This is a genomic window from Ottowia sp. (assembly GCF_035325765.1).
In the GTDB taxonomy this organism is placed as follows: Bacteria; Pseudomonadota; Gammaproteobacteria; order Burkholderiales; family Burkholderiaceae_C; genus Ottowia.
On sequence record NZ_DAOKZG010000057.1, the window covers coordinates 1 to 16846 of the forward strand.

At 70.7% G+C, this 16846-nt stretch carries 15 protein-coding genes and 1 pseudogene; 6 read left to right on the top strand and 10 right to left on the bottom strand.

The annotated features are described in order from the left end of the window. The coding region (locus tag PKA16_RS14035; protein WP_324404131.1) for an ATPase, T2SS/T4P/T4SS family at positions 1-815 on the bottom strand (815 nt) is incomplete at its 3' end. Further along, positions 812-1567, bottom strand: a complete 756-nt coding sequence (locus PKA16_RS14040) for a spermidine synthase (RefSeq protein ID WP_324404133.1) — start codon at positions 1565-1567, stop codon at positions 812-814. The genes PKA16_RS14040 and PKA16_RS14035, both read right to left, overlap by 4 nt. A 168-nt stretch (positions 1568-1735) precedes the next feature. Between PKA16_RS14040 and PKA16_RS14045 the strand changes: the two genes are divergently transcribed. Further along, a complete protein-coding gene (locus PKA16_RS14045; protein ID WP_324404136.1) occupies positions 1736-2560 on the top strand; it encodes a mechanosensitive ion channel family protein in 825 nt (274 codons plus the stop codon). 9 nt (positions 2561-2569) lie between these two features. Here PKA16_RS14045 and lnt read toward each other — a convergent pair whose 3' ends face one another. Then, positions 2570-4141, bottom strand: a complete 1572-nt coding sequence (gene lnt, locus PKA16_RS14050; protein ID WP_324404138.1) for an apolipoprotein N-acyltransferase — start codon at positions 4139-4141, stop codon at positions 2570-2572. A gap of 197 nt (positions 4142-4338) precedes the next feature. Between lnt and PKA16_RS14055 the strand changes: the two are divergent. Further along, positions 4339-4479: pseudogene (locus PKA16_RS14055) on the top strand (methylated-DNA--[protein]-cysteine S-methyltransferase); the annotation flags it as partial. Positions 4480-4602: 123 nt separating this feature from the next. Here PKA16_RS14055 and PKA16_RS14060 read toward each other — a convergent pair. The 4 genes from PKA16_RS14060 to PKA16_RS14075 all read right to left on the bottom strand — a co-directional run bounded on the left by PKA16_RS14060 (position 4603) and on the right by PKA16_RS14075 (position 9041). Further along, entirely contained in the window at positions 4603-6144 is a 1542-nt protein-coding gene (locus tag PKA16_RS14060; RefSeq protein ID WP_324404141.1) for an AAA family ATPase, read from the bottom strand. 17 nt (positions 6145-6161) lie between these two features. Continuing rightward, on the bottom strand, positions 6162-7256 hold the full coding sequence (gene ychF / locus PKA16_RS14065) for a redox-regulated ATPase YchF (protein ID WP_324404142.1): 1095 nt from the start codon (positions 7254-7256) through the stop codon (positions 6162-6164). 128 nt (positions 7257-7384) lie between these two features. After that, on the bottom strand, positions 7385-8155 hold the full coding sequence (locus PKA16_RS14070; RefSeq protein WP_324404143.1) for a helical backbone metal receptor: 771 nt from the start codon (positions 8153-8155) through the stop codon (positions 7385-7387). Positions 8156-8171: 16 nt separating this feature from the next. Next, on the bottom strand, positions 8172-9041 hold the full coding sequence (locus tag PKA16_RS14075; protein ID WP_324404145.1) for an MOSC N-terminal beta barrel domain-containing protein: 870 nt from the start codon (positions 9039-9041) through the stop codon (positions 8172-8174). A gap of 101 nt (positions 9042-9142) precedes the next feature. Here PKA16_RS14075 and PKA16_RS14080 point away from each other — a divergent pair, with 101 nt between their 5' ends. The 4 genes from PKA16_RS14080 to PKA16_RS14095 all read left to right on the top strand — a co-directional run bounded on the left by PKA16_RS14080 (position 9143) and on the right by PKA16_RS14095 (position 14347). Further along, positions 9143-10270: an FAD-dependent monooxygenase gene (locus PKA16_RS14080; RefSeq protein ID WP_324404147.1), complete on the top strand. Its 1128-nt coding sequence runs from the start codon at positions 9143-9145 to the stop codon at positions 10268-10270. 61 nt (positions 10271-10331) lie between these two features. Further along, positions 10332-11063 carry a DsbC family protein gene (locus tag PKA16_RS14085; protein WP_324404149.1) on the top strand — a complete coding sequence of 244 codons (732 nt, stop codon included), beginning with the start codon at positions 10332-10334 and terminating at the stop codon, positions 11061-11063. Positions 11064-11080: 17 nt separating this feature from the next. Then, a complete protein-coding gene (locus tag PKA16_RS14090) occupies positions 11081-12877 on the top strand; it encodes a peptidase M61 (RefSeq protein WP_324404151.1) in 1797 nt (598 codons plus the stop codon). 327 nt (positions 12878-13204) lie between these two features. Then, positions 13205-14347 (top strand): DUF3108 domain-containing protein, encoded by a 1143-nt coding sequence (locus PKA16_RS14095; RefSeq protein ID WP_324404153.1) that lies wholly within the window; start codon positions 13205-13207, stop codon positions 14345-14347. Between the two features lie 312 nt (positions 14348-14659). Here PKA16_RS14095 and paaK read toward each other — a convergent pair whose 3' ends face one another. The 3 genes from paaK to PKA16_RS14110 all read right to left on the bottom strand — a co-directional run. Further along, on the bottom strand, positions 14660-15967 hold the full coding sequence (gene paaK / locus PKA16_RS14100; RefSeq protein ID WP_324404155.1) for a phenylacetate--CoA ligase PaaK: 1308 nt from the start codon (positions 15965-15967) through the stop codon (positions 14660-14662). After that, positions 15964-16437, bottom strand: a complete 474-nt coding sequence (gene paaI / locus PKA16_RS14105; RefSeq protein ID WP_324404157.1) for a hydroxyphenylacetyl-CoA thioesterase PaaI — start codon at positions 16435-16437, stop codon at positions 15964-15966. Before paaI ends, paaK begins: the two co-directional genes overlap by 4 nt. Then, positions 16434-16846, bottom strand: a 413-nt coding sequence (locus PKA16_RS14110; protein ID WP_324404160.1) for an enoyl-CoA hydratase-related protein, incomplete at its 5' end; no start/stop codon positions are given. The genes paaI and PKA16_RS14110, both read right to left, overlap by 4 nt.

A 16846-nucleotide genomic window follows, 5' to 3' on the forward strand; every position in this document is an offset into this window, starting at 1 on the left:
CCCAGCAGCTTGATGCGCGCCGTCATGGCGTTCATGACCCCGGCCGGCACCTGGTAGACCGGGTGCAGCACGCCGTCGATGCGAAAGCGGATCACGCCCTGGTCGCGTCGCGGCTCCAGGTGGATGTCGCTGGCGCGCTGCTGAAAGGCGTACTGCCACAGCCAGTCGACGACCTGGATCACGCCCTGGTCGTTGGCATCGAGCTGGCGCCCGGCCTTGCCCAGCTCGACCAGCTGCTCGAAGCTGGCCGGGCCGCCGGCGCTGCCGGCCTTCTGCGCCGCGCGCACCGACTTCGCGAGGGCGAAGAACTCGGCCGTGTAGCGCTTGATGTCGGCCGGATTGGCCACCACCAGGCGCACCGGCCGCTTGGCCTGGCGCTCGATCTCGGCCACCCAGTCGTCGATGAAGGGCTCGCTCGTGGCCACCACCACTTCGGCCGGCGTGACCTGCACCGGCAGGATGCCATGGCGCTCGGCGTAGGCCGCGCTCATGCTGTCGGCGACCTTGCCGGCGTCCAGGCGCAGCGGGTCGATGCGCAGGTAGTCGAGCCCGGCGCGCCGCGCCAGGAAGTGCGTCAGGTCTTCCGCATCCAGCGCGGCGCCGTCGCTGGCGCGCGCCACGCCCACGGTCGCCAGACGCAGCAGCGCGGGCAAGGCGCTTTCGGCGTGCGAGCAGCGCGCAATCGTGCGGTCGGCCTCGCGCTCCGTGATCACGCCGTCCTCGCGCAGCCACGCGACCAGTTGCTGCCACTGCAGCGGTCCGTGGGTGGAGCCACCAGCCGAAGCCAGGGGAGCAGGGCGAGAGCTGCGCTTCATTTCTCGATCGGCTTGAAGACGCGCAGCCACTGGCTGGCCGGCAGGCCCCAGCGTGCCTCGATGGCCTCGGCGCGTGCCTGCAGTTCCTCGCGCCTGGGCCGGCACACGCTGCGCTGCGCCAGCACCACGGTGTTGCCCTCGCGCGTCGGCTTGAAGGCCCAGACGGCGCGCGCGCCAAAGGCGGCCACGATGTGCGCCAGGTTGCGCCCATAGCTGTTGGAGCGCCCGAACAGGTTCACCGTCATGCAGCCCTCCTCGCTCAGCAGGCGCCGGCAGTCGGCGTAGAACCCCACCGAATCCAGCACCGGCGCGGCTGCCTGGGCGTCGTAGAGGTCCACCGCCAGCGCATCCACCGTGCCCTGCCATTCGGGCTTGCGGATCTCCTCGGCCGCATTGGCGATCACGACGCGCAGCCGCTCGCCCGGGCTCGGCAGGCGGAACCAGGCGTGGCAGACATCCGCCACGCGCGGATTGATCTCGATCGCGGTGCAGGTCATGTCCAGGCGCCGCAGGCAGAACTTGGTGATCGCCCCGGCGCCCAGGCCGAGCTGCATGGCGTGGCGGCCGGCGACCCAGTCGGGTGGCACGAACAACAGCCAGGCCATCATGCGCTGCACGTACTCGAGCTCGATGTCGTAGGGCTTGCGGATGCGCATCGAACCCTGCACCCACACCGTGCCCAGGTGCAGGTGGCGCACCCCGTCCTGCTCGGACAGGTTGACTTCGCTGAGGGAGGAGGCCTGGGACGTCAAGATGCCGGAAGGGTATCACCTGCGATCGCGACTCTGTGGCGACAACGCCATGCCCGAACCACAAATTCCACGTTCTCCGCGCCGAATGCCGCGGGCCGGCCCCGAAACCCGGCCCACGCCGCGTCCCAGGTCGCATATTGCAGGTTTCCCATTTTTCGAGGTTCACCCATGAACACACAGGACATCTGGCAATTCATCACCACCCAGGGGGCGGACTTCGGCATCAAGCTGGTCACCGCCATCGCGGCCTGGATCGTCGGCCGCTGGCTGATCGCGCTGGCTGTCGGCCTGATGGGCAAGGTGCTCGAGCGTGGCAGCAGGATCGACTCGACGCTGGCCAACTACCTGAAGTCGATCACGTCGGTACTGCTCAACATCATCCTGATCCTGGCGATCCTGGACGTGTTCGGCGTCAAGACCACATCGTTTGCCGCCCTGCTCGCCGGCGCCGGCCTGGCCATCGGCGCCGCCTGGAGCGGCATGCTCGGCAACTTCGCGGCCGGCGTGTTCATGCAGGTGCTGCGACCCTACAAGGTAGGGGACTACATCAGCGCCGGCGGCGTCGAAGGCACGGTCTCGGAGCTCGGCCTGTTCGCCACCTCCCTGGTGACGCCCGACAACGTGATGACCGTGGTCGGCAACGGCAAGATCTTCGGCGACAACATCCAGAACTACAGCGCGCTGCCGGTGCGCCGCGTCGACTGCGTGGCCAAGATCGCCAACAGCGTCGACCCGCGCGACGCCATCGCGCGCCTGCGCCCCGCCATCGCCGCCATCCCCAACGTCGTCGCGGAGCCGACACCGGACATCGAGATCCTCGAATTCACACCCGAGGGCCCCAAGCTGTGTGTGCGCCCGTACACCCACACCAGCCACTACTGGCAGGTCTATTTCGACACCCACCAGGCGATCGTGCAGACCTTCGGCAGCGCCGGCTATCCGGTGCCCGAGACGCCCGTGGCCTACCGCAGCGCCCCCACCGCGCGCGCCTGAGCCGCCGCGCTACCCCGGCCGGCGCCGCGCGCCCCAGGCGGCCAGCACCAGGGCCAGGCCGACCAGCACCGCCACCAGGCCGTCGCCCCAGCGCGCATACGGCGTGCTGCCCTGCATGCCCTGCACCCGGCCACTCACCACGCCGGTGACGCCTTCGGCGGCGAACTCACGCACACGGCCCAGATGGTCGATGTGGGCCGACACGCCAGTGTTGGCCACGCGCAGCACCGGACGCCCGGCCTCCAGCGCGCGCGCCTGCGTCACCTGCAGGCGCTGCGCCAACGCCTGCGTGCCCTCGAACCAGGCCAGGTTGCTCGGGTTCAGCAACACGTGGGTCTGTGGCAGCCAGTGCGCCAGTTCGCTGCCCAGCAGGTCCTCGTGGCAGATCAAGGCACCGACCCGGGTCACCGGCCCAGCAGCGGCGTCGGCGATGCGCAGCTCGAACGGGCTGGGACTGGACACGCCCGGCGCCAGGTCACTCATCGGGATCACCAGCCGCGCGCTGAACCAGGACAAGCCCGCCGGCGTGTATTCGCCAAACGGCATCAGGCGGATCTTGTCGTAGCGCTGCAGCGAGCCCGAGAACGGCGCGATGCCAAGCACCGAATTGCGACCGACGCCGTTGCTGGCCAGCGTGCCGATGCCGAGGAACACATGGCTGCCCGTGTCGTCGGCAAATCGGCGCAGGCGCTCCAGCACGCCGACCGGCAACCGGTTCAGGAACACCGGGAACGCCGTCTCGGGCGTCACCACCAGATCGGCACGCTCGGCCGTGATGGTCTGCACGTAGTCGCTGACCTGGCGTTGCACGTTCTCGGGGCGGAACTTGTCGACCTGTCTCACGTTGCCCTGCAGCAGCCGGAACGAGAGCGGATCGCCGTGCGGCTGTACCCAGACGGGCGGCGGCGCCAGCAGCACGATGGCACCCAGGGCCAGCATGGCGAGCAGCGGAGTGCCCACCGCGCGCGACCCCTGCCCGCGCCACCCGGCCAGCGCGCTGGCCCCGAGCAGGGCGGCCGCCGCGTAACCCGCGAGGCTGGCCAGATAGACGCCGCCAACCGGGAGCAGGAGCCGGGCCGGCGTGTCCACGAAGACGTAGCCAAGCGACAGCGCCGTGTAGCCGTTGAAGGGCAGGCTGCGCAGGTGTTCCCCCAGCGTCAGCGCGGCAGCAAAGGCCACGAGCTGCACCCAGCGCGGCGCGCTCACCGGCATTCCCCTCGGGCGACGTGGCAGCACGAGCGCATGGAACAGTGCGCCGGCGGCTGCCGTGAACAGTGCCAGGTAGCCGACGAAGACTGCCGTGCCCAGCCCCGCCAGTGCCAGGCTGGCCTGCGCGCGCAGCCGCATCGCCTCGAACACCCAGCTGCTGCCCACGCCATGCAGGCCCAGGCCGAACGCCAGGCCCACGACGGCGGCGCCGCGACGCGAGCGGCAGTCCGCCAGCAGCACGAACAGCGCACCGTAGGCGAGCAGCGCCAGCCACCACTGGCCGTGGGGCGCCCAGCCGGGCACGCTCAGCACCCCGGCCAGCAGCGCCAGCACGGGCCGACTCCAGCGCACGCCGTGTGCGCGGGTCGTCACGGGCCGCGCGCCGGGCTGGCCCGATGGAGCAGGACGCGCCGTGGAAACAGGTCGAAATGCAGCCACGGGACCGCAGCATAGCCAAAGCCCGCGGCGGCCGATGAGGGCACTGTCACAGGCGCAGGAAACGGATGGCGCGCCGCGCCCGAACGCCATGCAGTGGATACATGAAGCCGGGCACCACCCCGACCGAGCTCGTCGCACGCGCCTGTGCCAGCAACCCGATCGCGGTCGCCACCCCCTGCCACCGCGTCGTGCGCAGCGACGGTCAGGCCGGCGGCTACCGCTGGGGCGTGGCGCGCAGCCAGGCGCTGCTGGCACGCGAGCCGTCCAGCTGACTTCCAACATCGATACGCAGAGGACGCGAAGGATACGCAGAGGGCCCAAAAGAAACAGAAGATTGGCTTTCGCGTCTCCTGCGCGATCTCGGCGTCCTCTGCGTATCGATGTTCAATCCGCGATCAGGCGGCGTTGCCCGAACCACACTCGGGCAGCACGCTCGCCCAATCCACCGGAGCGCTCGTATCCACGCGCGTGATCAGCGGCTGCTCGTCGGCCGCAAAGGGTTCGCGCTCGGCGAGCTGGTGCTCGAGCACGGCGACATCGGCCTCCGAGGCATCGCCGCCCACCACCTTGCGCCGCGCCACGCGCTCGCGCAGCACGGCCTCGGGTGCATCGAAGGCCAGGATGCGGCAGGGCACGCCGAGCGCGTCCGCCAGCGCGATGAACTCGGCGCGATGCGCGCGGCGCAGGAAGGTGGCGTCGGCCAGCACCGCATGGCCCGCCTCCAGCACGCAGCGCGCGCGCGCCAGCAGTTCGCCATAGGTGCGCGCGCTGGCCTCGCGCGTGTAGATGCCACCCGGCACGCACGCGCTGGACTGCTCGGGCGCCAGGCCGTAGAGGCGCTTGCGCTCGACGTCGGCGCGCAGCCGCACGATGCCGCGCTGCTCGATGAGCGGCTGGCTCTGGCTGCTCTTGCCCGAACCCGAGACGCCGCTGGCGATGTAGAGAGAGAGCGCGCGCGGCCGGCTGAGATCGAGAGCCAGCCCCAGGTAACGCCGCACGCCCTGCCAGTGCACATCGCCCGCGGCCTGCACGCGCAGGGCCGCCACCTTGGCGCGCACCAGGGCGCGGTAGGCGGCGTAGTACGACAGCAGCGCCAGCCCCGCGTGATCGCCCGTCAGGTCCAGATAGAGGTTGAGGAAGCGCCAGGCCAGTCCGGGCTGGCCATGCTGGTGCAGGTCCATGAAGACGAAGGCGACGTCGGCCAGGGTGTCGATCCAGCGCAACTGAGGGTCGAACTCGAGCGCATCGAACAGCACCGCCTCGCCCTCCAGCCAGACGATGTTGCCCAGGTGCAGGTCGCCATGGCACTCGCGCACCCGGCCGCCAACCCGGCGTGCCTGCATGAACGGCGCAAGGCGCTCGGTCTCGGCCCGCGTCCAGCGCCGCAGTTCGGCCAGCCCGGGGGCGGCGTCGGTGCCGGCCAGCAGGGTCTCGAGCGGCGCGAAATTGTCTTCCGCCAGCCGCGCGATGGCGCCCGGCTCGCCATAAGGCCCGTCCGGCAATGCCCGCTCGGCCGCCTCGTGCAGCGCCGCCACCTGGCGCGCCAGGGTGTCGATGTGCGCCGCCGTCAGCAGCCCGCGCTGAGCCAGCCGCGTGCCTTCGGCGTCCCGGTCGAAGCGCCGCATGTGCACGGCATATTCGATCGCCGGTCCATCCCCGCCCAGGCGCGGCGCCTGCCGCGTGCCCGTGATCGGCACCACGCCCAGGTAGAGCTGCGGCGCCGTGCGTCGGTTGATGCGCAGCTCCTCCTCGCAAGCCGCACGGCGTCTTTCCAGCGTACTGAAGTCCAGGAAGTCGAGCTTGACCGGCTTCTTGATCTTCCAGGCCTCGTCGCCGGCCAGCAGCACCCAGGAGGCGTGGGTTTCGATGCAGGCCGGATCGGCGCCGGAGAGGCGGGCAAGCAGCGCCTCGACCAGGGAGAGCGCCGCATCGCTCATGGCCGCGCCCAATCCGTTCAGACGTTGAACAGGAAGTTCATCACGTCGCCGTCGCGCACCACGTAGTCCTTGCCCTCGGCGCGCATCTTGCCGGCCTCCTTGGCGCCCTGCTCGCCGCGGTACTGGATGAAGTCCTCGAAGGCAATGGTCTGGGCGCGGATGAAGCCGCGTTCGAAGTCGCCGTGGATCACGCCCGCGGCCCTGGGCGCGGTGTCGCCGACGCGGATGGTCCAGGCGCGCACTTCCTTGACGCCGGCGGTGAAGTAGGTCTGCAGGCCGAGCAGCTTGTAGGCGGCACGGATCAGGCGGTTCAGGCCCGGTTCGCTCTGCCCCATCTCCTCCAGGAACAGCGCCTTGTCCTCGTCGCTCATGTCGGCCATGTCGGCCTCGAGCTTGGCGCAGATGGCGACCACCGGCGCGTCCTGGCTGGCCGCGTAGTCCTGCAGGCGCTGCAGCAGGGGGTTGTCCTCGAAGCCGTCCTCGGCCACGTTGCCGACGAACATGGCCGGCTTGGCAGTGATCAGGCACAGCGGCCTGAGCAGCAATTGCTCCTCGTTCGACAGCTGCAGGGTGCGCACCGGACGCGCCTCGTTCAGCGCCGCCTGCACCGGCTCCAGCAACTTGAGCATGGCGGCAGCTTCCTTGTCGTTGCCGCTCTTGGCCGCCTTGGCGTAGCGCTGCTGGGCCTTCTCGACCGTCGCCAGGTCGGCCAGGCAGAGCTCGGTCTGGATCACCTCGATGTCGGCCACCGGGTCGATCCGACCGGCCACGTGGGTCACGTTCTCGTCCTCGAAGCAGCGCACGACATTGACGATGGCGTCGGTCTCGCGGATGTGCGCCAGGAACTGGTTGCCCAGGCCCTCGCCCTTGCTGGCACCGGCCACCAGGCCCGCAATGTCGACGAATTCGACGATCGCCGGCACCACGCGTTCGGGCTTCACGATCGCGGCCAGCTCGGCCAGCCGCGGATCGGGCACCTCGACCACGCCGGTGTTGGGCTCGATGGTGCAGAAGGGATAGTTCTCGGCGGCGATGCCGGCCTTGGTCAGGGCGTTGAACAGCGTCGACTTGCCGACGTTGGGCAGGCCCACGATGCCGCATTGCAGGCTCATGGTGGCGTCTCGGGAAGATTCGGGGGAAACCGCGATTCTAGCGAGGCTCGACCCTCGAGGGCCCGTCCGAAGGACCTGGGAGCCCCGCTGAAACGGGTCAACTTGCTATATTTTATGAAGCAATGCGATCAGCTGGCAGCGGCGATCGCCGCGCGCAGACGCCGGTAGCCCTCGACCAGGCGCGGGCCCGGACGGCCGAGGAAGGCCTCGCTCACGGCATGGATGCGGTCCTGGACCACGGCCGGCACCCCGGCCCAGCCGGGGCGCTGGCGCACGACGTCGGCGCGGTAGTTCTCCTCCTTGACGCCGCACCAGCTCATGACCACCACGTCGGGCCGCATGGCCGCGGCGTCGACGCTCTCCTGCGGCACGCTCCTGGCGTCCAGCACATCCCAGGGGTTGCGGCCGCCGGCGCGCCGGATCAGGTCGTTGACCCAGGAATGGCGTGCCGCCGCGATCACGGGCTTGGGCCACCACTCGACCATCACCGCCGGGCGCTCGCCCATCACCGGGACCGACGGCATGGCGGCGTCCATCTGCGCCACCAGCGCGTCGCCGCGGGCCGCCACATCGAGTGCGGCTGCGATGCGCCGGATATCCTGGTAGATGTCCTGCAGGGTCACCGGGTCGCACACCAGCACGCGCAGGCCGGCCTGCTCCAGCGCCTCGACCACGCGCTCGTGCCCCGGCACGGTGAGCGAGCTCAGCACCAGGTCCGGCGCCAGGCGCAGCACCGCCTCGATGTCCAGGTCCAGGTCGCGACCGGCGCGCGGCAGGCGCGCCACCACCTCGGGCGGGAAGTCGGAATCGGCGTCGACTCCGACCAGAGTCTCGGCGCAGCCGAGCGCACAGACGATCTCGGTGTTGGAGCAGGTGTGGGAGAAGACGCGCAAGGTCATGGCCGGCCGGTTCACGTCAATCGAAGCGCCAGTCTGCGGCCACCACGTCACCCACGCGCAGCGTGTGGCCCACACCACCGCCGATGATGGCGTTCATGCCGAAGGTCAGGCCGCCGCCCATGCGCGGACTGGCGCGGTACCGGGCCAGCGTGTCCAGCACCTCGGGGCTGCTTTGCCCCGTCGCCGGGTCGATGTTGGGAATCGGGCAGCGCACGCAGGGCTTGACGGGACGCAACAGCACCTCGCCCTCGCGCGTGGCGATGCGCAGCTCGCGCAGCCGGTCCTCGTCGTGCGCCTCCAGACCCGCCAGCAGCACGTTGGGCCGCAGCCGCTCGATGCCGACCGGTGCATGGCCGGCGGCCTCCAGGCGCGCGTTCAGGCCGGCCAGCGAGGCCTCGCCGATGAGCAGGAAGGGATAGCCGTCGGCAAACTGGTTGGGCGCCTCGACGCCGCCGGTCCAGGCCAGGTCGGAGAGGCGCCGCACCTGCGGATCAAAGCGTGCCAGGCGCAGGCCGGGCGCACCGAGGAAATCGCTGAACCACTGGCCCGCCAGGTCGCCCATGTCCCAGGCATCGACGACGTCGTTCCAGACGCGCACCCGGGTCGGGCGTTCGACCTCGTCGATCGACAGGTGCAGCGCCAGCATGCCGGGCGCACGCAACACCACCGCGCTGGTCCTGATCTGCGGCTGCACCAGCGCCAGGCGCGGCCATTCGCGCTGGGTCAGCAACTCGCCCTGGGCATCGACCACCATCCAGCTTCGATCCAGGTCGAGCCCGGTCTCGGCCAGCAGGGCCTCGCGCAATTCGACCCCGGCGCAGGACTTGACCGGATAGACAAACAGCCGCGCCACGCGGGCGCGCACGTCGGGTTCGGGAGCTGACATGGAAAGCAGGCCTGGAGATCGAAAACGCCCTATTGTCGTTGGGCGCGTCGGTGCACGCCGCCTGCACCCGCCGACGTGCGCGGCCCTCCTACAATGCCCGCATGGGGGCTGGATACGACATCTGCATCCGAGGCGCCGGCATCGTCGGCCGCACACTGGCACTGCTGCTGGCGCGCGAGCGCCTGCGCGTGGCGCTGGTGGATCCGCCGCGGCGCGCAGATGCCTCGCCAGACGTGCGTGCCTACGCTGTGAACCCGGCCAACCAGGTCCTGCTCGAGCGCGTGCGCGGCTGGCCTGCCGGCACGGCCACCACCGCGGTGCTGGCGATGCAGGTGCAGGCGGATCGCCACGGTGCCGTGCGTTTCAGCGCCGCCGAGCAGGGCGTGCCGGCCCTCAACTGGATCGTCGACGTGCCCGCCCTGGAAGCACAGCTGGCGGAGGCGGTGCGCTACCAGGGCGCAATCGAACGGCTGGACGAGCCCGTGCCGGCACCGCTGACGGTGGTGTGCGAAGGCCGCGCCAGCCGCACGCGCGCCGAGCTGGGCGTCGCGTGGCAGGCCACGTCCTACCCGCAGCAGGCCGTGGCGACGCGACTGGAATGCGAGCGACCGCACCAGCAGGTGGCACGCCAGTGGTTCACGCCGGAGGGCGAGATCCTGGCCTTCCTGCCACTGGGCGGGCCCACCGGCCACGAGGTTGCGGTCGTGTGGTCGGTGGCCAGCGAGCGCGCGGCCGAAATCGCCGGCTGGAACGACGCAGCGCTGGCGGCCGCGCTGCACCAGACGAGCGGCGCCTGCCTGGGCGCCCTGCAGATCCAGGGTGCGCGTGCGAGCTGGCCGCTGGTCATGGCACAGGCCACGCCCTGGGTTGGCCGCGTGCCCGGGCGTGCTGGCGAAAGCTTCGCGCTGGCCGGTGATGCCGCGCACGCCATGCACCCGCTGGCCGGCCAGGGCCTGAATGTTGGCCTGGGCGACGCGGCCGAACTGGCACGCGTGCTGGCCACGCGCGAGCGCTGGCGCCCGCTGTCCGACCTGCGACTGCTGCGGCGCTACGAGCGCGCGCGACGCGGTGAGTGGCTGCGCATGAAGCTGGCCACCGACAACCTGCAGCTGCTGTTCGGCCATCCGGCACCCCTGGCCGGAGCGTTGCGCAACTGGGGCATGGCCCTGTTCGACCGCTGCGGGCCGATCAAGTCGCGCGTGGCCCGGCTGGCGATGGGAACCGCCTGACGCCCACCAGTCTCCAACCGGCGGCCACGCCGCCCGTCCGTCCATCTGAAGAAGCCCATCCATGCCCATGCCCGTCCTGTTGCCCCGCGTCCTGGCACTCCTGTTGGCGGCCCTGTCGATCCTGGGCTGCAGCCCGGCGCAGGGCGACGGCGGCGAAACCGCCATCCGCAAGAACCTGGCCGAGCGCGTGCCGGCACTGACCCAGATCGACGAGGTCCGCGCGACGCCGATGCCCGGCCTGTACGAGGTGCGCATCGGCAACGATCTGCTCTACAGCGACGCCGAGGGCAACTACCTGATCCAGGGCACGCTGCTGGATACGCGCGAGCGCAGGAACCTGACCGAGGAACGCATCGAGAAGCTGACCGCGATCGACTTCAAGGACCTGCGGCTCGAGCACGCCTTCACCATCGTCCGCGGCGACGGCACGCGCAAGCTGGCCGTGTTCGAGGACCCCAACTGCCCCTACTGCAAGCGCTTCGAGCGCGACCTGGAAAAGATCGACAACATCACCATCCACACCTTCCTGATCCCGATCCTCGGACCCGATTCGACCGAGAAGTCGCGCCGCATCTGGTGCAGCGCGGACCGGGGCAAGGCCTGGGACGACTGGATGTTGCGCGACGTGGCGCCGCCGAGCGGGCCTGCCTGCGACACGGCCGCGCTCGACGCCAACCTGGCCTTCGCGCGCAAGCACAACATCACCGGCACGCCGACCCTGGTCTTCACCGACGGCCGGCGTGTCCCGGGCGCGATCAACGCGCAGCAGATCGCGCAGATGCTCGTACCCTGAACGCGCGCCGCTCGTCCATGCCCGCATCCGCCCCGGTCCACTACCGCGTCGCCGTCGCCAACCCGCATGAGCACCACTTCGCGGTCGAGCTCACCATCCGCCGACCCGCGGCGCGCCAGGTCGTGTCGTTGCCGGTGTGGATCCCGGGCAGCTACCTGGTGCGCGAGTTCGCGCGCCACCTGAACGGCCTGGCCGCGTGCCAGGGCAACACGGCCTGCAGCGTCGAGCAGCTCGACAAGTGCAGCTGGGCCATCGCCGCCGACCCGCGGCGACCGCTCACGCTGCGCTACCGGATCCATGCCCTCGACGCTTCGGTGCGCACCGCGTGGCTGGACGCCGAGCGCGGCTTCTTCAACGGCACCAGCCTGCTGCTGCGCGTGCACGGCCAGGAGGCCGGCGCGCACGCGCTCAGCGTGCGCCGGCCGCGCGCGGCGGCCGCGGGCTGGCAGCTTGCCACCGCCATGACGCCGGTGCGCGTCGACGCGCACGGCTTTGGCGACTACCGTGCGGCCGACTACGACGAACTGGTCGACCATCCGGTCGAGATGGGGGCCTTCTGGAGCGGCGAGTTCGAAGCCGGTGGCGTGCCGCACCGCTTCATCGTCGCCGGCGCGCCGGCGTCGTTCGACGGTGCGCGCCTGTTGCACGATGCCGAGCGCATCTGCAGCACCGCCATCCGCTTCTGGCACGGGGATGGCGCGCCGCCGTTCGACCACTATGTGTTCCTGCTCAACGCGGTGGGTGACGGCTACGGCGGGCTGGAGCACCGCGCCAGCACGGCACTGATCTGCAAGCGCGGCGACCTGCCGCGCCTCGACGCGCCGGCCGCGGCGCCCCCGCCCGAGGGCTATGTCTCCCTGCTGGGCCTGATCAGTCACGAGTACTTCCACGCCTGGAACGTCAAGCGCCTGAAGCCCGCCGAGTTCGCGCCCTACGACTACGCGCGCGAGAACTACACCCGCCTGCTGTGGTTCTTCGAGGGCCTGACCAGCTACTACGACGACCTGCTGCTGCGCCGCGCCGGGCTGATCGACGACGCTGCCTACCTCAAGCTCCTCACCCGCACCACCAACCAGGTGCTGCAGGCGCCAGGGCGGCACATGCAATCGGTGGCGCAGGCCAGCTTCGACGCCTGGGTGCGCTTCTACCGGCCCGACGCCAACACGCCCAACAGCACCATCAGCTACTACGCCAAGGGCGCGCTGGTGGCGCTGTGCCTGGACCTGACGCTGCGCAGCGAGGGCCGCGCCACGCTCGACGACGTGATGCGGGCGCTGTGGCAGCGCTGCGCCGGCGGCCCCCTCACGGAAGCCGACATCGCTGCCGTACTGGCCGAACTGGGTGGCCGCTCGTTCGCGCGCGAGCTGGCCGACTGGGTGCACGGCACCGGCGAACTGCCGCTCGAGCCCCTGCTCGCAGCGCACGGCATCGAGGTCGCGCGCGATCCCTCGCCGCTGGCGCAGGCGCTCGGCCTGCGCGTGGAAGAAGACCGCGGCATCCGGCTCAAGGTGGTGCTCGATGGCAGCCCGGCCGCCGCCGCCGGGCTGGCCGCCGGCGACGAATGGCTGGGCCTGGAGGTGCCCGCCACCGCGCCGACCGGCGTGCGCGCGCGCGCGGGCGTCGAGACGGCCTGGCGGCTCACCCGGCTCGACGACATTCCACTGTATGCCGGTCCGGCGCGCACGGTGATCGCGCTGGTCGCGCGCGACCAGCGCCTGCTGCGCCTGCCGCTCACCCTGCCCGAGCCCGGCACCACCTGGCGGCTGGCGCCGCGCAAGGAAGCCGCCAGCGCTTCACCGTGGCCTGGCGGCTGAGATGAAAGATCTCCCATGGCGCTGCGCGCTACGCGCGCGCCACCAGAGGCGGCGGCTCTTCGCGCCGTCCAGACCTGCGCAGGCAGGCCTTGACCTGCGGAACTCGGTCCCCAGAGGGGGACGCACCCAGTGGCCAGGGAGGCCCCGGTCACGGGTGCCCGTGACCGGCCTGCTGCACGGCCGTCGGAGGCGCGTCGTTTCATGGGTGGCGAGGCAGGCGCCACGCGATGGAAAGCGGATACGGACCCGTCTTCACAGGAACAAGATGACCTCGCTGCGCTTCAATGACGAGTCGGTCATGGGTCATCTTCCTCAGCGCAAAAGGACATGAAGCGCACGCCACCGGGCACCGGCCGCGTGGTGCGGCGTGATCGCCGCGCCCTGTGGCTGAGCCTGCTCGCGGTGGCGCTGGCGCACGGGCTGGTGCTGACGCTGCTTGCCAGCCTGCTGCGCCCGCCCAGCCTGCTGGTCCAGGTCACGGCGCCGCTCTACACCCGAACCATCACGGTCCAGGCGCCGGCCCCGGTGGTGGCGAGCACGCCGGCCCCGCCCACCGCAACGCCAGCACGTCCCTCGGCCCGCATCGCGCCGGCGCGCAAGCCGGCAGCCCGCAAGACCATCCCGCGATCCGGCAGCGAACCGACCGATGCGGCCAGCAGTGCGCCCGGCGTGGCAGCGGCCCCTGTAGACCCGGTCGAGGCACCCGCGGCCAGTGTGCCCGAGACCGATCCCGTGACCGAGGCGCCCACCGAGCCAGGGCTGCCGGGCGAGACCGCTGCCGCGCAGGACGGGGCAGACAACGCGCCGGACGCTCCCGCTCCCGACCCCCTCGACGCCTGGCCACCCGACACGCGCCTGGCCTATCGGCTGGGCGGCAACTACCGCGGCGAGCTGCACGGCAAGGCCGAGGTACTGTGGCAGCGCGAGGGCGCGCGCTACCAGGCGGTGGTGCAGCTCGACGTCGGCCTGCTGCTGTCCTCGCGCTTCACCAGCCAGGGCGCGATCACCGCGCGCGGCCTGGCGCCCGAGGTCTACGAGGAGCAGGTGCGCCAGCGCCGACGCGGCGTGCGCCTGGGCACGGACAGCGTGCGCCTGGACAAGGGCCAGCGCGTGCCGCGCCCGGACGGCGTGCAGGACGCCGCCAGCCAGTTCGTCGAACTCAGCCATCGCCTGGCCAGCGGTGCGCTGCCGCTGGCCGCCGGCACCCAGGTCGAGCTGTGGCTGGCGCGCCCCGGCGGCGTCGACGAATGGACCTACGACGTGGTCGGCGAGGAGACGCTGCACCTGCCGCGCCTGGGCGCTGTCTCGGCCTGGCACTTCAAGCCACGGCCCCTGGCCAATCCGCGCGGCCCCATCACGGCCGAGATCTGGTATGCGCCCTCGCTCCAATACCTGCCCGTGCGCATCCGGCTGACCCAGGATGCCGACACCTGGATGGACCTGATGGTGGAAACCATCGAGCAGCATTGACGGTGCGCCAGCGCCTCATGCGCACCGGCCTTGCGATGGCGAATGTCATTCGCCTCGAAGACGAAAGAGGCCTCGTGATCTGACCCATAGGCTGCGAACAAGCTCGCGGAGCAGGCCAGCGGCAGCGTCCGTCGCCAATGGCTTCCCATGCCTCCAGGTTGGGTCCCCGGCAGGTGCGAAAGTGCGCCGCGAGGTATGAAACGGCACCGCTCCAGAGGCCGCGCAGCAGGCCAATCGGGGCACCCGTGACCTCCCTGGCCACTGGGTGCGTCCCCCTCAGGGGGATGGCGCGTCAGCGCCTCAGGGGGAGCGTCACTTCTTGCGCAAGTCGATCACCCGCCGCGCCTTGCCCACGCTGCGCTCGATGCCGCCCTCGGCCTTGAGCTCGACCTCGACCGTGCTGCCGATGTAGATCTTGATCTCGTGCTCGAGCAGCTTGGCCGCGGCGCGCGCGTCGATGTTCAGCGGGTCCAGCCCCGGCGCCACCTCGACGGCGACCTTCAGGCAGTCCATCGGGCCTTCGCGCGTGAGCACGCACTGGTAGTTGGGCGAGAGTTCGACGCGCTTGAGGATCAGCTCCTCGATCTGCGTCGGGAACACGTTGACGCCGCGCACGATCATCATGTCGTCGGTGCGGCCGGTGATCTTCTGCATGCGCCGCATGGTGCGCGCCGTGCCGGGCAGCAGGCGCGTGAGGTCGCGCGTGCGGTAGCGGATGATCGGCAGCGCCTCCTTGGTCAGGCTGGTGAACACCAGTTCGCCCTCCTCGCCGTCGGGCAGCACCTCGCCGGTCTCGGGATTGATGATCTCGGGGTAGAAATGGTCTTCCCAGATGGTCGGGCCGTCCTTGGTCTCGATGCACTCGTTGGCCACGCCCGGGCCCATCACCTCCGACAGGCCGTAGATGTCGACCGCATCGATGCCCATGCGCTGCTCGATCGCGTGGCGCATCTCGTTGGTCCAGGGCTCGGCGCCGAAGATGCCGACGCGCAGGCTCAGCTCGCGCGGATCCAGCCCCATGTGCTCGATCTGCTCGGCGATCGCCAGCATGTAGCTGGGCGTGACGGTGATGATGTCGGGCTTGAAGTCCAGGATGAGCTGGATCTGCTTTTCGGTCTGTCCGCCGCCGAACGGCACCACCGCCAGGCCCAGTTTCTCGGCGCCGTAGTGCGCCCCCAGGCCGCCGGTGAACAGGCCATAGCCGTAGCTCTGGTGCAGCATGTCGCCCGGGCGCGCCCCACTGGCGCGGAAGGACCGCGCCACCACGTCGGCCCAGGTGTCGATGTCCTTCCTCGTGTAGCCGACCACCGTCGGCTTGCCGGTGGTGCCGCTGCTGGCGTGGATGCGCACGATGCGCTCGCGTGGCACGGCAAACATGCCGAACGGGTAGTTGTCGCGCAGGTCGTGCTTGGTGGTGAACGGGAACTTGCGCAGGTCCTCCAGCGCACGGCAGTCATCCGGGTGCACGCCCGCCTGGTCGAACTTGGCCCTGTACACGGGTGAATGCGCATACACGTGCGCCAGTGTCGCCTGCAGGCGCTTGAGCTGCAGCGCGCGCAGCTCGTCGATGCTGGCCTTCTCGATCGGCTCGAGGGGGAACGTCTTGCTGGTGGTGTTCATGCACCCGTCTCCTGGTTCTGGTGTTCGCCTTCGATCACGTGGCCCCGGATCTGCGCGCTCTTGCCACGAAACAGCGCCACCACGTGGCCGTGCTGGTTCGCGACCCGCATGTCGTAGATGCCGTGCCGTCCGCTCTGCACCTGCTCGACGCCCTCGCAGGTCAGCACGTCGCCGGCATGCGCCGGCCGCAGGAACTCGATGCTGCAGCCGGCCGCCACCGTGTTGTGGTTGCGGCTGTTGCAGGCAAAGGCAAAGGTGGAGTCGGCCAACGTGAAGATGAAGCCGCCGTGGCAGATCTGGTGGCCGTTCAGGTGCTCGGGCCGCACCGTCATGCGCATCACGGCGCGACCCGGCTCGCAGGCGAGCAGCTCCATGCCCATGGTTACGCGCGAGGCGCGGTCGGCGGCAAACATGGCAGCGCCCACGCGGCGCGCCAGCTCGTGGGCGGCAGCTGTGTCCGGCACCGTCATTCGCCCCTGAACGCCGGCGCGCGCTTCTGCAGGAAGGCGGTCACGCCCTCGATGTAGTCGTGCGTGAAGCCCAGCCGAGACTGCACGTCGCGCTCGATGTCGAGCTGCTCGTCCAGCGTGTGCGTGTGCGCGCCGCGCAGCAGGTGGCGCGTCGCCACCAGTGCCTGCGTCGGCATGGCGGCCAGGCGCTGCGCCATGGCCCGGGCGGCCGCCAGGGCGTCGTCGGCCACGTCCCAGATCATGCCCATGGCCTTGGCGTCCTGCGCGGCCAGCTTGTCGCCGGTCAGGCACAGCGCCATGGCACGCGCCAGGCCGACGCGCTGCGGCAGCAGCCAGGTGCCGCCACTGTCGGGCACCAGGCCGATCTTGCTGAAGGCCTGGATGAAGCTGGCGCCGGGCGCGGCGATGG

Coding starts and splice junctions, on each gene's coding strand:
- PKA16_RS14045 (WP_324404136.1), top strand. CDS start 1,736: ATGAACACACAGGACATCTGGCAATTCATCACCACCCAGGGGGCGGAC.
- PKA16_RS14060 (WP_324404141.1), bottom strand. CDS start 6,144: ATGAGCGATGCGGCGCTCTCCCTGGTCGAGGCGCTGCTTGCCCGCCTC.
- ychF (WP_324404142.1), bottom strand. CDS start 7,256: ATGAGCCTGCAATGCGGCATCGTGGGCCTGCCCAACGTCGGCAAGTCG.
- PKA16_RS14070 (WP_324404143.1), bottom strand. CDS start 8,155: ATGACCTTGCGCGTCTTCTCCCACACCTGCTCCAACACCGAGATCGTC.
- PKA16_RS14075 (WP_324404145.1), bottom strand. CDS start 9,041: ATGTCAGCTCCCGAACCCGACGTGCGCGCCCGCGTGGCGCGGCTGTTT.
- PKA16_RS14080 (WP_324404147.1), top strand. CDS start 9,143: ATGGGGGCTGGATACGACATCTGCATCCGAGGCGCCGGCATCGTCGGC.
- PKA16_RS14085 (WP_324404149.1), top strand. CDS start 10,332: ATGCCCATGCCCGTCCTGTTGCCCCGCGTCCTGGCACTCCTGTTGGCG.
- PKA16_RS14090 (WP_324404151.1), top strand. CDS start 11,081: ATGCCCGCATCCGCCCCGGTCCACTACCGCGTCGCCGTCGCCAACCCG.
- PKA16_RS14095 (WP_324404153.1), top strand. CDS start 13,205: ATGAAGCGCACGCCACCGGGCACCGGCCGCGTGGTGCGGCGTGATCGC.
- paaK (WP_324404155.1), bottom strand. CDS start 15,967: ATGAACACCACCAGCAAGACGTTCCCCCTCGAGCCGATCGAGAAGGCC.
- paaI (WP_324404157.1), bottom strand. CDS start 16,437: ATGACGGTGCCGGACACAGCTGCCGCCCACGAGCTGGCGCGCCGCGTG.